The sequence below is a fragment of the Desulfovibrio sp. 1188_IL3213 genome (genome assembly GCF_036763145.1).
In the GTDB taxonomy this organism is placed as follows: Bacteria; Desulfobacterota; Desulfovibrionia; order Desulfovibrionales; family Desulfovibrionaceae; genus Desulfovibrio.
This window is the reverse complement of record NZ_JBAIYR010000035.1, coordinates 1-13,540: the sequence shown is the minus strand read 5'-3', so window position 1 is coordinate 13,540 and position 13,540 is coordinate 1. Positions and strand designations below refer to the sequence as shown.

The 13,540-nt window shown below is 46.6% G+C and carries 10 protein-coding genes and 2 pseudogenes; 2 read left to right on the top strand and 10 right to left on the bottom strand.

The window, feature by feature from the left end:
* Positions 1-127 (top strand): annotated as a pseudogene (locus V6C16_RS03530) (DDE-type integrase/transposase/recombinase); the annotation flags it as partial.
* 137 nt (positions 128-264) lie between these two features.
* Here V6C16_RS03530 and V6C16_RS03525 read toward each other — a convergent pair.
* From V6C16_RS03525 to V6C16_RS03500, 6 genes are all read right to left on the bottom strand, one after another.
* Positions 265-1,305, bottom strand: a complete 1,041-nt coding sequence (locus tag V6C16_RS03525) for a radical SAM protein (protein ID WP_333536603.1) — start codon at positions 1,303-1,305, stop codon at positions 265-267.
* Between the two features lie 84 nt (positions 1,306-1,389).
* Positions 1,390-2,940, bottom strand: coding sequence for a B12-binding domain-containing radical SAM protein (locus V6C16_RS03520; RefSeq protein ID WP_333536604.1), 1,551 nt, complete (start codon positions 2,938-2,940; stop codon positions 1,390-1,392).
* Positions 2,937-4,076, bottom strand: a complete 1,140-nt coding sequence (locus V6C16_RS03515) for a glycosyltransferase (RefSeq protein WP_333536605.1) — start codon at positions 4,074-4,076, stop codon at positions 2,937-2,939. The genes V6C16_RS03520 and V6C16_RS03515 overlap by 4 nt, the downstream gene beginning before the upstream one ends.
* Positions 4,073-5,734: an asparagine synthase-related protein gene (locus V6C16_RS03510; RefSeq protein WP_333536606.1), complete on the bottom strand. Its 1,662-nt coding sequence runs from the start codon at positions 5,732-5,734 to the stop codon at positions 4,073-4,075. The genes V6C16_RS03515 and V6C16_RS03510 overlap by 4 nt, the downstream gene beginning before the upstream one ends.
* Before the next feature lie 36 nt (positions 5,735-5,770).
* A complete protein-coding gene (locus V6C16_RS03505; RefSeq protein WP_333536607.1) occupies positions 5,771-6,601 on the bottom strand; it encodes a hypothetical protein in 831 nt (276 codons plus the stop codon).
* A gap of 428 nt (positions 6,602-7,029) precedes the next feature.
* Complete coding sequence (locus V6C16_RS03500; protein ID WP_333536608.1) at positions 7,030-8,355, bottom strand: PqqD family peptide modification chaperone; 1,326 nt, start codon at positions 8,353-8,355, stop codon at positions 7,030-7,032.
* A 537-nt stretch (positions 8,356-8,892) separates the two neighbouring features.
* Here V6C16_RS03500 and tnpA point away from each other — a divergent pair.
* Positions 8,893-9,154, top strand: a pseudogene (gene tnpA / locus V6C16_RS03495) (IS200/IS605 family transposase); the annotation flags it as partial.
* A gap of 122 nt (positions 9,155-9,276) precedes the next feature.
* On the opposite strand, the gene V6C16_RS03490 reads toward tnpA, so the two are convergent.
* The 4 genes from V6C16_RS03490 to V6C16_RS03475 all read right to left on the bottom strand — a co-directional run.
* Positions 9,277-10,896 carry a sigma 54-interacting transcriptional regulator gene (locus tag V6C16_RS03490; RefSeq protein WP_333536609.1) on the bottom strand — a complete coding sequence of 540 codons (1,620 nt, stop codon included), beginning with the start codon at positions 10,894-10,896 and terminating at the stop codon, positions 9,277-9,279.
* Positions 10,790-12,016, bottom strand: coding sequence for a hypothetical protein (locus V6C16_RS03485; RefSeq protein ID WP_333536610.1), 1,227 nt, complete (start codon positions 12,014-12,016; stop codon positions 10,790-10,792). The genes V6C16_RS03490 and V6C16_RS03485 overlap by 107 nt, the downstream gene beginning before the upstream one ends.
* 295 nt (positions 12,017-12,311) lie before the next feature.
* A complete protein-coding gene (locus V6C16_RS03480; protein WP_333536611.1) occupies positions 12,312-12,893 on the bottom strand; it encodes a zeta toxin family protein in 582 nt (193 codons plus the stop codon).
* Positions 12,894-13,191: 298 nt separating this feature from the next.
* Positions 13,192-13,540, bottom strand: a 349-nt coding sequence (locus tag V6C16_RS03475) for an IS3 family transposase (protein ID WP_333536613.1), incomplete at its 5' end; no start/stop codon positions are given.

The following is a 13,540-nucleotide window of genomic DNA, read 5'->3' as shown; positions in this document are numbered from 1 at the left end:
GCGCTTGCATCGCCCGCCTGTGGGACTGATTCTGCATTCGGATCGCGGCAGCCAGTATTGCAGCGCAGCCTACCAAGAAAGACTCCGCTCATACGGTCTGGTCTGCTCCATGAGCAAAAAAGGGGATGATTACCATGGAACCAAAACTGCCGATTGCCGCTTAATATGGCGTACGAAATTGACGACCTATCTCAGTTTATGGTTATAAAGAGTTATGCAACGTCATTACTATTTGTCAATTTTAGGTGTTCAAAGTCCCCAGCGTCAGTATGTAGAGAATTCGTTATTATATCCACATGTTAGTGGATCATGGGTGCAATCAGTTTTGCCTGTGGAACGGCATCCTCCTAAACAATCATAAAAAAGCGGACAATGCCAAAGGGACTCTTTACTCAAACATGAATTTTTTAAAAAAATAAAACTCCTACGGCGCATAAGTGAAGGATCGCTCTCCCAGCGCTGCTGCAACGCAGACAACGTTGGCGGCATGTATGGTTGTAAAACATCTGCTTCTACAAGAGGGCATGATTTGGGTTGTCCGTCTTGGGAAAAGGCCCATTGGGTAAATCCCATCGAACAGGGGCGGATACATGCAAGTAGCTTCTTTATTCGCTCTGGAGACCAACCGTTTTCATATCCATTTTTAATAATCCAGCAATGAGGGTGAGCTTCCACGCGCAATGGCAGGCCAGTGTCAACCCAGTCAGGAAATTGGGATAGAAAAAGCCACCATTCTTCTTCGGTGGGCATTCCAGTCGCTTTTTTATTATCGCCGCGAGTCACCAAACGATTAACATCAATAAAAGGAGGGCGAAGCCCTTTTTGCGCCAAGAAGTCGACCAGGAGATTCAAACCATTTGTTGCGTTATTTATATGGGAATATTGAATCCACCACGAGATTCCACAGCTTTCAAGTGTTCTTACTGTGTTTACTGCCTTATTGAAAGATTTTGGTACGCCGGTTATCGCATCATGCTTTGACGCCTGCCCTCCGTGAAAAGAAACGCCTACCTCCACAGCGCAATACTGGAGTTGCCGGAGAACAGTTTTGTCTAAACTGACTCCTCCATTTGTTATCATCCGCTGGCGCAAGCCGAAGTCGTGCCCGAAACGCAGCAGTTCTGCCAGCCAGGGAAAAAGGGTCGGCTCACCACCCAAGTAAAGAACTTCTTTTACGCCCCATCTCCTGAGTGCTTCAATCAGGGCCAGCAAATGTGAAAATGAGGCATGACCGCGAAACTTTTGTTCGTGGGGTTGATAGCAGAAAGAGCATTGGTAGTTGCAAACTCCAGTAATATCAATCATGACATCATCTGGGTTCGACGGAGTCAGCATTCGTGTATTTTGGTTTGGCGATTGCGGTATAAGATGCCTTGTTTTCATAACAACTCATACTTTGGCGCGTCTGGAGATGGTAGAAAAACGCCTTCGCAGCCCGGACGCTTCGATTTTCTCACGAATTCGTAAAGCATTTTCAATGGTCAATAGAGAAGGATGATATGTTCCAGTTCCGTTGGAGAAAAAGCGATCAATAAAAGGCGTTTCTTCAGGGTACCAAACTAAATGCGATGGTGGGGTTGTGATACTGGAACATTCGGGTTCCCAACATTCCGGCCTCAGCCCGGCGTTAAAAGACCAAGAGGTGCCCGGCCAAAATGCTGCCAAGGAAAAAAAAACATTCCCTCGCGGAAAATGCTCGTTGAGCCAATTGATTGACCAGTCGATTGACTCTGACGTTTCTCCGGGCATTCCAAAAAAGACCGAGAAATCACACTGGATACCCAAGGAGTACAGGTAGTCTGAGGTAGAGGCAGCGAGAAAAGGGTCGACATCTTTCCCCAGTTTATGCTGCAATTTCTTATTGGGCGTCTCAAGCCCAACGTACAGATAGCGAAGCCCTGCCTTGGCCCAAGCCTCCATATCAGTTGCCAAAACTTCATCAAATCTGGCCACGCAACCCCAAGGTGCGTTCATATTCTCCAACAAGGAGCACACATCCTCTCCCCATTTTCCCGGCTCAGCAAGCGGAAAAGCTGGCTCGTCAAAGTACCAAGCGGTAAATCCAAGGCGGCGCGCCTCTTCCAATTCTTCAGCTATTTTTTCGGGGGGACGCAGGCGGCGACAGGGTGAGCCAAGAACCCCATCACGGTTCAGCGCTGTCGGCGCGCAAAAAGAACAATCGCCAAAACATCCGCGCGAGCTATGTGTTGTAATAACATCGCGTCCTTCAAAAGCCGGGAAAGTATGGAAAAAATTTTTTCCATACACTACTCTTGCCAACCTAGCCAAGGGTTCATACGGAGGGTTTAGCAAAGCATCGCGATCCGGGCAGGCAATTTTGTCCAACGAAGGGCCTGCAAAAGACTTGCGACACAAAACGTCGTTGTGACGAAACAACACAGTTGATGACGGTCCCGTACCGGGCTTTTCTGGGGGCAAAATCTTTTCCAGGTATTGTCCGATATCGTGAATTTTTACCCCGGCCTGAATCGCCCAAGCCAGTTCTGGCAGCGTCTGTTCAGCCTCTCCTGCTAAAACTGCATCAAATTCAAGATGATGATGTAGTATGCTTTGCCCTGCCAAGCTTGCATGAGGCCCGCCAGCCACCAACGGAGTATCTGTTAATTCTTTTATTTTTCGGGCCAAATGAAGACTGGCTTTATAATTGGGGGTATTCACATATACCCCTACCAATGTTGGGGAAAAAAGATGGATGAACTCAGACAACATTTGTTCGGTGCCAAGTCCTGTTTCCTCTTCAACAAAAGAAGCAACATCCCCATCAAACACAGCAACGCGGCAACCGGCAGCTTTTAACGAGCCAGAAAGAAAAGCGATGCCTGGGAATAAAGCGTGGATATTCGATCTATACGGAGGTATTGCCAGCATCACTGCTGGGCAGTCGATAGAAGCAAAAGAGAGGGGGGTATTTTTGTTCATGGTTTAACCAAATTTCTATAGATAGACGCCTGGGTATCAAGATAGCCTTGGTACTCTTGAGCCAGGTTGGTTGCGGTCGTTCGCCAAGCTTCGGCTCGCCCTTTATTTAACGTGTTTGCTATTTTATTTAATGCTGAAGCGACAGAGCTTGCTTCATCCTTAATCTGGTAAACTACATTACGAAGTCGTTGACACTCCGAAGGCAAGCTCAAGCTGGCATTGGACAATATGGGGCGAGCAGACGCTGCGGCCTCCCACCAGATATTGCTGACATCTTCAACGCCACCAGGCCGTACAAAACCCCAAACAGCATCCACTGTCTGGAGCAATTCTCCCATTTTATGCGGGGCTATAAAATTGGAAAAAGTCAGACGCTGGCCCAAACCAATTTTTTCCAACTCTTGACGAGCCTGCAGGAAAGCATTTCCACTACCTATGGACATCAAACGCCAATTAGGTAGTTTTTCAAGTGCATGTGCCGCCAGATCGATTCCCCGTAATTTCCAGTGGTAATTGAACTTGCCAACGCATAACAAAGAAAACCGAGAGAGTGCGTCATCAGGCTTGTCTGATGGAAAAAAAATAGCGGGATCAGCCTGGTATCGTGGGTAGATTTGAAATCGGGAAAGTGGAATATCTGGAAAAAACGTGAAGAGTGGGTTGTCCACATGAGTGACTATGCATTTGGCGGCGTGCAATAACTGGTGCATGGCAAGTTTTGTCGAGGGATAGTTCAATAACTTTGCAATATCACTTCCAGCATGGCGCAGCAAAAGAGGTAGGCCAAGTATTTCAGCAACCAGAGCCGCCGCAAGGCCGTATGGAGCCAAATAGTTGACCTCAACCAGGTCGTATTTTTCCCGTTGGGCCAATTCCAGGGCCGCTGAAACGATCCGCTCTGTAAGCATGTCTCCACCAGGCACAGTCCACGGGAGATTTTTATCGCATAGAGGCACAAAAATGGTCTTGCCGCTTGCAGGCGGCGGAAGCGGGGTGCTGTAATTTTCCGGCGGAACAATCCCAACCACATCAAAGAAAATATCATATTGGGCCATGCGCCTGCTTAAACTCCAGGCTTTGGCCGCGATTCCTCCTTGCAGAGGAGGGTATTTTCCAATGAGCAGGACGCGAATCATCTCAACAGTTCCTTCAAACTTAGGTTTGGCCGAGATGAAAATCCAGGGTTGATGTGGATCTTATAATAAACCTTTCTGATTAAATCCGCAAAGTTGTCCAAATCAGCCAACGCTCCACAGTGCGTATGCACAAGTGAAGAAACAACAAAATTTGCGGCTTCGCTCATGGCGCGTTTGCGCCTTGTACTGATCTTGGCGACACTCTTGTCATCAATCGGAAAAAGATTACGCAGCAACCGCCGTAGGGGTAGTTTTGTCCATGGAGGCGATGCCAGCCTATCGATAAACATACTGTCATCCAGTGCGACAACAAAGTCCCAAAGGGGTTCATGAATATATGGTGTTCGAACTTTCAAGTTAAAAGCCGCAGCTGACGCCTCCACACTGGGAAAATGATATTCGCTCAAGCCGAATGTCAGCATTATTCTGCGCAACGTGGTGGCGGTATGTTGTGGGCTATCGCAGACTCCTTGGGTATCCATCCACTCTTGTAGTTCAGGGTGAAGGTTATTTTTGTCACTCAGCAGGGATAGCCTTAACGCCTCTATATCAATATGATGACGATTGTAGCCCATAAACAACTCGTCAGCACCTTCTCCACAATATATTCTATCAACCATGGCAGAGGCCTGACGGCAAAGGCTATGAAAGGCGACTCCGCCTAAAAGGTCAAAACTACCAGAATACATGGGCAGGGCCGCGTGCCAGATATAATCTACAATGTCCCTTTCCAATTGTTCCGGTGTTAAGAGGCATTGCTGCAAAAATAGTTCGTGCGAGGTGGCAAACTCCAAAGCCATGGCGAAATCATCAGTCATTCGCGCATCGTTTTTCTCATTTGGCGAGGCTCCTTGGGTGAGCAATAAAAAATTTGAATCTTTGATACCATTCAGGGCTAATAGGATCGTAGAATCTAAGCCACCCGAAAAAAATAGGCCAGACCGGATATTTTTGTCAGCAGTGCGGAGATGAAGCACCGCATCGGACAAAAGGGGCCGCAAGGCCTCGTCTAATTCCTTATCATTTAAACGAAGACCTTTTCCTGATTCCGGCACAGCAAGACGATAGGGAGAATATTTTTTAATTATGTTGCCACCACTTTCGACTTCGATTACAGCCCCGGCGGGCACCGAGTGAATTGCTGAAAAAGGGCTACGTCCTTCCAGCACATTGCACCCAAAGGTAGCAAAAGACGAGCAGACAGCGTCATCTGGACGCCGCAGTGAAGACGATATTGCCAGCAGAGGCGGCAACGCCGTTGCAAAATAAAAATCACTTTCAAAAAAAACAAAATACAAGGGCTTGCTGCCAAAACGATCACGCAAGAGACGAACACGTGGCCGGTTACCTGAACCCACTACCACTGCGGAAAAGAGCTTCTTTGCCGAAGAGGGAACATTGTCGGGCCAAATATCAAAATCCGAGTTGGAAATGGTAAAGCAGGAGGCACCGTCAACCTCACCATTGATCAACACAAAAGGCAGTTCCTCTTCCAATGCAGAAAAATTACCAGGTAGCGATGTACTAATTATATGACACCCGGTCCTACGCAGCTCCAGCAACGGGTCGAAATCGTTCCCTCTGGGCAGGGCACATGCCAAACGGCGCACTGCTTCAGGAGATTGAACACTCCCTATTTTTCCAACAAATGCGGGCATAAGCTTCTCTTTGCGTTACGAGTTGACACTCTCGCGTTATAGTTGCCAGCGTGAGGAGCAAGAAAGTAGCCCATTTAGCATCCAGGCAGAGTTTAATTCAATGTAGTGCGTAGGAAACAACCCGCTTTCATTGCATATTTTTTGGGCCCATTTTATTGCCTTTGTGGCCATTGCCTCCCCTTGGGAACCCTCGGCCAGAGGCTCGCGCCCCAAGGCAGAAAGAATAATCCCAGTGGCGAAACAATCTGTGGGAGCATAATGCTCGCGCCATGGCCCCCAGCCTCCGTCTTTGCGCTGGTCTTGTTCAAGATGGCGGAGGGTTCTTAACGCAAGAGTTCTATCTTCTTCGGTGTCACCGCGCCCCAAAAGGAACCAGGCGGCCTTGTAAGAAAGCTGATATTTAGACTGTAAATCTTGCTCCCATGTCCGGCGCAACCAAGTAGCGGAAGGATCGTCTGCCAACAGAGGGCAACAAATTCTTACCAGGGCGCTGATTGGAATGTTGGGGTTGTCGCGGCGGGCATAGCCCCATCCTTGCCCAGAGCGTTCTTCGAGCAACCAGTTGCGAGTTTTTTCCAGACAACAGGATGAAGCCTGTTGATAAAAGTAATCAAGGACAAACAGGCTCCAGGCGGTGTCTTCACAATCCACCCATCCGCCGTCAGGGCGGCGGTTTTGCAACAAATAACTGCATACGTTTTTACATAATTCGGAGTCTCCCTCCCAGGCGTTGCCCCAAATGAGCAACGCGACCAGGGGAGACAGACGGCGCACTGGCAGCCCGCGCTGCATAAAATCAGAAACTATTTGATTCAGTATTTCTTTTGTAGAGGCAAATACAATGTTTGTTTTTTTTTGACTACTCATGGTATCACTCGTATAAAATCATTGCGCCCGGCGTATACATTCTCAAAAAATTCCGAGCGCAATGATTTTACTACTCCATCTTTTGGCTCTGGTATCTCCCGGCTCCAAAAAGTCAGGCAGTTTTGGCCGAGCCTAATCCGATGTTAACGACAGCCATGGCAGCTTGAGCACTGACGACATGCGATTTTACCCGGATGCCGATCGATTTGCTTAAGCACCAACGTGTTGTTTTTAACTACTTTTACCTCGGGTTTCTTGTAAACTTTTTTCATTGTTCACTCCTTGTTTGGGTTTACGATACGCGCAAAGTTTGAGGCAACTACCAACCTAAACAAGCACTAGGTAGAGACATACCTACCCTTGGCACTTGCCGTTCCGGGCGACTCCACATGAGCAGTCGCCACCTGAACAGGTCAGGTCGGACGGCCCTATTCGATGCTTTCCACTAAACCTTTTTCGGCGAAAATGCCGAAAAGTTCCGTAATATCCTTGTCAATTTCTTCAGTGTCAGCCTCAAAACTACGACCTATTTCATAAACTAAATTGCTAACCGAAGATGGGGCACTCTTTATCGCTTGTAAAGCGACGTATGCCGTTTCATTAAGTTCGAACTGCTCCCCTGAAACTGAATTATAAGCGAAAAAGATGTCCGTACCTTCTGGGTGACCAAGTTGTACGTTGGCAGGCAATCGCCACTCCCGTGTGTCCAGCCAGCATTGCGGATCTTCTTCAAGCCAGTCGCCTGTCATGGCTAGAGCCTGTGCTCTGCATCCACGGCAAATAGGTAAATATTTACATCTACCACACTTTCCTTTTATGGCACTTGGTGTGCGCGCTTGCCACAGCATTGGAGACTGCATCCAAATATCATGTAGAGAATCTGACAAAATATTACCCAGCGGCATTGGCAAACGCCGACATGGGAAGATAGTCCCATCGGGCAAGATGCTAAGCGCGTTGATCCCCACGGAGCACATGGCGCCAACATACGGCGAATCCGGGGCAAGCAGACACATCAAGGGGCGGTACATGAGCACACGCGGCACAGCGTGAGAAAAGCCCCAATCATGAATAGCGGAAAAAATATTTTTCAACTCTTCGGGGGACAGCACCTGGTCTTTTTGGGATTCCGCTTGTCCCTCGGGGATAAACCGTTCAAAGGCAAATGTGTCCACTTCAAGTTCTGCCAAGACTTCCAGAAGTGGTAGTGCATCGGCCACATTAAATCTTGAAAGCGTCATCATCACCGCAACTTCAACATTATGAGCCTTAAGCATTTCAATTGCACGTATGGTTGAATGAAAGGAATCTTTCCCACGTATAGCATCATTAATGGCAGGCGATGATCCTTCGAGTGACAACTGAACCCGGCGTAAAAAGGTTGTACTTCCCAAAATTTGACAATCATCTTTGGTCAACATGGAGCCATTAGTTAATATGTCAGTATAGCTGAATATTTTATTTTTCTCCATGCGTTCCATCAATGCGAAAAGCTCCTTGCGGCGCATGAAGGGTTCCCCCCCGGTAAGACTCATAACTCCGGTGCGTCCCCAAGCCGAAACAGCTTGTTCCATTCGCGATGCGGCATCGAAAAGCTGATGCAACTCTAGCTCTGCGCCTGCGTCATAGTCTGCATGATAGCAATGGGTGCAGCGTTTATTACATTTGTTGGTGATGTGCCACTGAAAATAAAATTCTGTGACTGCCGATGCTTCTTCCGGCGGTGAAACATTTGCAGGCTGGGTTGCTTGCATAAAGTTGCTCCTTGTCCGTTTTTCTTATCAAGTCTAAGCACAAAACATGCCATTTTTTCAACTTTGGGGGAGCTTGAAATTAAATATCGATATCTATCAAGAATTAAAAGGGAAAAACTAGAACGCTAGACCAATAGTCATCGTGGGTAGTGCCTAATCTTTAATGAGTTCGAACAAAACTACGAACTATATGACACCACAGCGTCATATGGTTCGCAAGGTTTCAGTTTTTGACAAACGTTGCTCTTAGACAGTGTCGTCACGAGATGAATTTCCTTGGTATATCAAGGAGAACGAGCCTTTTATGCAGGGAGTGTACTCTTATGGTACTCGACCGGAATAAAAAGCGAAGTTCGACGCAGAGATACCTGGAAAGGCGCTCGTGACGACACTGTCTAAGGAACTGGTATGGAGATTACTGGGGGAACGATCATGAATCCATAGGCATCTGGCCAGGCTAGAGAAGCGAACGGGCGTGATCTGGTTATTTAACAAAAAATAGGTAAGCCCCAGGCTTTGCCTGGGGACTCACAAAGTTTGCTTGAAGACCATGTGCATATGCTCATATCCGATCCCTCCCAAGTTGTCCGTTTCTTCCGTAATAGGGTTTATGAAAGGCAAGAGCGCCATTTATATCGCTCGCAATTTTTCCGGCAGGCGGAAAAATTTCACGGGAGAAAACTTCTGGACACGAGGTTATTATGTCTCAACCGTTGGGCTTGATGAAGACTCTGTGCGTGAGTACATCAAGCATCAGGAAAAAGAAGACCAAAGGGTAGGCCAGTTACGTTTGTTGTAGGTCGCCCCCTTGGGGGCTCACATATTCAAACCGCTTTGAGCGGTTCACTGCCTTTCAAGCCCCCGGCTCTGCCGGGGGGACATGACTTGAGAAAACATGGCAAAAACTGGTTCGGCTGGCTATCAGTCTTCGCTCTGTAGTATTTTTTGGGCCATTCGAGTCGGAATACCCAGCATTTTCCCAAGTTTACTTGCAGATTTTTCGGGGTATTCATTGCGCAAAGTGAGCAATAGTTCTTTACGCATGCTTTGCATGCCCTTTTCTGTTAGAAGGTCAATTTTTTCGTTTTTTCTGGCAGCGTCCAATAAAACTTCTCTTATCTTCCTCCAAGGAACAGGCAGACGTGCAATATCTTTTTGGGAGGTCGATTTAATACTTTTTACCTGTAACTCATTTTCTTTTAATATTTGCTTTAATATATCCTTACGAGTATTTGTTTCTAGCATAGATGTAAGTACATTGTTGGAATCAACACGCTGAGTAGCCCGAATTGCCTCGAGCAGTGCACTTCTAGCCATTCGCCGCAAGGCTCGAAAGTTTCCGTCCCAATTTACCCCCGGAGACATCAACGCTATGATAGCCTCATCAGCAAGTGCCATACTCTTTACGCGGCAGTCCTGCCCCAACCATTCGCGCAGTAGGTTGACGATTTCTACTGCAAAAAGAAAAGGTAGTTCCTGAGAAACCTGTGGGATGGTTCGCATTGGGCCATACTGGACAACATCGCTGCTTGCAAAACGTATTTCTTCCAGTCGCATGCGTAAATCTTGGCGAAAAATCTTGGGGTTCCGGATATCATCATACCGGTTTGTAGCGCTAATTATGCGGCAAGAAATATGCTTTCGTTTTCGTCCACCCAGCGAGATATATGAACGCTCGGATAGAACACGAAGCAGGGATTGCTGCGCTCGTGGGGTAATATCGGCGATTTCATCTAAAAAAAGAGTTCCTCCTTTGGCTTGTTCCAGAAACCCCTCCGCTTGACCAACATCTGTCGCGGTACCCTTTTCGATGCCAAAGAATTGAGAACTAAACAGCTCATCAGTAATGGTGGAAAGGCAAACCCCTACAAAAGGCTGTTTGGCAAATTCCAAATTATGCACAAGGCGTGCCACACCCTCTTTGCCTGTACCCGAATCAGATAAAATCAAAATATTACCAGGCATAAGCGCGTATTCTGCACAAGTATCTTTGATGTCACCGCTAAAAGCGCCCCGCATACGCCAAGTGAGCTTAGTTGCAGAACATTCTAGCTGCTCAGAGATTGAATCAATACAAAACGCAAGATCAGATGGTCTGTCACCCACGCAGGGGAAAATAACATCCGCGTATCCTTTTACAAGAGTTGCATCTAAAAAAAGCTCTGCTTGTGCACGATAAAATGCAGATTTTTCTTGTTTGTTGGCTCCCTCTGCAGGAGCACGACTATCACACCACAGAATGTATGCTTTGCGGGTGGCTGTTTCTTGACACCCAATGTTTTCAATGGATTCAAGGGAGATAGCCCTTGTCCATTTGACTATTTTGATTATTGACAGGTTCCTTTCTGCCGGTTTGATCGCTACATGAGTACACGCTGCGACCTGTCTCTGCCAGTCTTCGGAAACAGGCCCCCAATCGATGGAGATACTCTTATCACAAGCGGACATCTTCATTGCCTTGCAAATTCTTGACCCAATTGGGCAGGTATGAAAAAATAGGCCCACTAAAATAAAGCATTCCTTGATACCAATCTTCAGCATTATCAAACTTGCCGGTGGCGTTTTTAGTGGAAAGTTGTAGTCCTCTATCGAATTCTCCCATTGAGGTTTCTTCTTCAGAAAAAGTGTGTAGATCCGAGCCGGGAGTCAAAAAAAATCTTTTACATTCTGCTTCTTCCTTGAGAATATTCCAAATATTCTTGTGCATTTTATGATCAAGGTCGTGGAAGGATTCAATTTCTTTCTGGTCGCCAAAACAGCATTCGACGCAGGTCAAGCCCGCCCTGATCCACTCCTCAAGCCATCGGCTGAAATTTTCCCAAGTGGGGCTGATGTTGTCCCTGCTTTGCTCTCGTCTGAATCCGCGTAACGGATGCGCCAAAACCAAGCTACCACCTTTGTCTTCAAAGTACTCTAAAAATTCACTGCTTCCGAGATTGGATATCTCACCAATACTTTGGAAGTTTTTCTTGTATTTTTTATAAATAGCACTGTTTTCTCTGCGTATTGAACTTAGAAGCGCATTGCGGTTCTTAGCAAATTTTTTTTCTATTTCCATCCTCTTGGGCACGGTTTTGTTTTCCCACAAGCAGGTGGCAATATAGTCAGATTTGAGCCAATCTTCATTGTCAAAGTGTCTATCGCACGGATATTCATACATATGGCAATAAAGATCACACGCATTATCTAGTATAATACTGCTGTATTTATTGGATAGGCGTTTTTTGTTACATTGATATTCAGATGCGGCAATCAGATGCAACAAGTCCAGGGCAGAGTCAGGAATCGCACCTGTAGAAAAATATTCTGGAAAATACCATAAGAAGTCCGGCTTCCCAAATAAGCGCAATTCGACCCCCGGTAGCAGACACATCCCATTTGGTGCATATTTGGCTACAGACCAAAAACCGGCAAGAGTGTTATGATCAGTGAAAGATAAAATATCTCCCGGTTGTGTTTTTTGTAAAAAAATTTCCGGCGAACAATATCCGTCAGAAAAAAAAGAGTGTATATGCAAATCAATCAATGCTGTCCTCGCATAAATTTCGCCGGCAAGCCGGTTCGTAAGCGTAGTGTCTTGGATATTGATCGCTCTTTTTCTGCTCAGCTTGACATTTTTTATCTTGGGGTAGCAAACAAAAAAGCTACCCAGTGATTTCAAGCGCTTGTCAGTACAAAAGGCTTGACATCAAAAGCAAATAAAGCATGTCAGTCGGGACAAAAGGCCCGAACAGCGTATTAACATGCGATTCTTTAGCTTTCCGGACGTGTATAAGTAAACGCGATCCCGTCCTGGCTCCGCGTAACGCTTAAAAATCTATTTTTTCGGCACCATGAAAGATGGACCGACATCCGCCCAGTCCCGCCAGGGGAAATGGATTTCCCCTGGCCTCTTTAATTGTTCAGTATGCGAAACTTTAAGCGTTACACAGCACTAGCTGGGCGCGATTATACAGTTAGGAGGCAAAAGGTTGATCACCGCTCTCCCAAGCTGTCCAGCCGCCACTGTCACAAGATACAATTGTCTTTGCAAGGCTTCCAGGTGAGGCGTTCTTAGCACCAGCATCCAAAACGACCTCACAACCAAGGACTCCACGAGTTTTGTTTATGCGATCATACAACTTCGTCAATATTTCTTCCGGCATAGGATCAGGGCGAGAGGCGTTACGCGATTTGAGTACTTCAATGGACGCATCCAAATAAAAAACCTGAACACGACAGGGGGCAAGCTCGTGGGAATGGCTTTTAAACAATTTTTCGATAAAAAAGTCGAGATTTTCATCAAATACATAATCAACTACGACAGAAAATCCTTCAGAAATGAAACTGCGCGTTACCAAAACTGCGTGGAAAACCCCCAGTTTTAATTTATCCTTACTGGCCGCAGCGCGACAATCAAAGTGTTGTAGCGCGTCTACACTGATATGTGCCACTTTATTGGTAGAAAGTTTCGACGCAACCTTTTGCGCTATTGTCGATTTTCCAACACCGGGAGCTCCGCGTATAATTTTAACTACCATAGGGCTTGAGCCTGGCATTTCATCGCTCCTTTTTTATAATTCTTTGAAATCCCTTAAGGACATCTCTATAGCCAATTTAATGAGTACTTCACCGCCTAAAACCAGTGGCTTCGGATAACAGCTAAAGATGGCGAAGGTATCGCTTGTGTTCTTTACTTTTGGGCTTAGCCTTGTTTTGTGCAGCGCGCAATAAGCGATGAGCGACAATCTCATACTTGTCAAAATTTTCGTTCGGGAATTAATATGGGGGACGGAGATATCTGATATGGGGAAACCCCCGGTGAATTGAGATAGGTCGTCAATTTCGTACGCCATATTAAGCGGCAATCGGCAGTTTTGGTTCCATCATCCTGCTTCTGACAAACGCCGCTGGTGAGAGATAGCCAAGTGCTGCCTGGCGTCTTTGTCGATTATAAAAAACCTCAATATACTCACTTATATCCGTAATGGCTTCAGCCTGTGAGCGATAGCTTTTGCGATGGACCAACTCATTTTTCAACAAGCCCCAGAAGCTTTCCATGGGTGCGTTGTCGTAACAATCCCCTTTTTTGCTCATGGAGCAGACCAGACCGTATGAGCGGAGTCTTTCTTGGTAGGCTGCGCTGCAATACTGGCTGCCGCGATCCGAATGCAGAATCAGTCCCACAGGCGGGCGATGCAAGCGC